Below are 386 nucleotides of genomic sequence, written 5' to 3'. Positions count from 1 at the left end.
GGTGTGACGGACCGTCGTCATGGTGCGACCGATCGTACGGGCCGCGGCCCGTAGCCGACCTCCCAGAGCACGAGGCCGTACGGCGGCGCGACCTGCCCTGCGGCGTCGCGGTCGCGGGCGACCATGATGCCGCGCACGTCGCCGGGCGACGCCTTGCCGAGCCCGACGTCGACGAGCGTGCCGACGATCGAGCGCACCATCTGGTGGCAGAACGCGGTGCCCCGGATCTCGAACCGGAGGTGCGCCGGGTCGTCGAGCTGCGACCACCGCGCCGACAGGACGCGCCGCACCATCGACGGCTCCGGGTCGCCGTCGGCCACCTTCGGCTTGCGGCAGAACGACGAGAAGTCGTGCTCGCCGATCAGCGGGTCGCAGGCCGCCTGCAT

Annotated in this window: 1 pseudogene; it reads right to left on the bottom strand. The window is 73.1% G+C overall.

Annotated features, from left to right (window positions below):
- Positions 1 to 17 precede the first annotated feature (17 nt).
- Positions 18 to 386, bottom strand: a pseudogene (locus tag I6F37_RS44495) (hypothetical protein); the annotation flags it as partial.

This window comes from Bradyrhizobium sp. NBAIM08 (genome assembly GCF_020193935.1).
Classification (GTDB): domain Bacteria; phylum Pseudomonadota; class Alphaproteobacteria; order Rhizobiales; family Xanthobacteraceae; genus Bradyrhizobium; species Bradyrhizobium yuanmingense.
The sequence above is the reverse complement of the archived record's forward strand: the minus strand, read 5'-3'. Positions and strand labels throughout refer to the sequence as shown.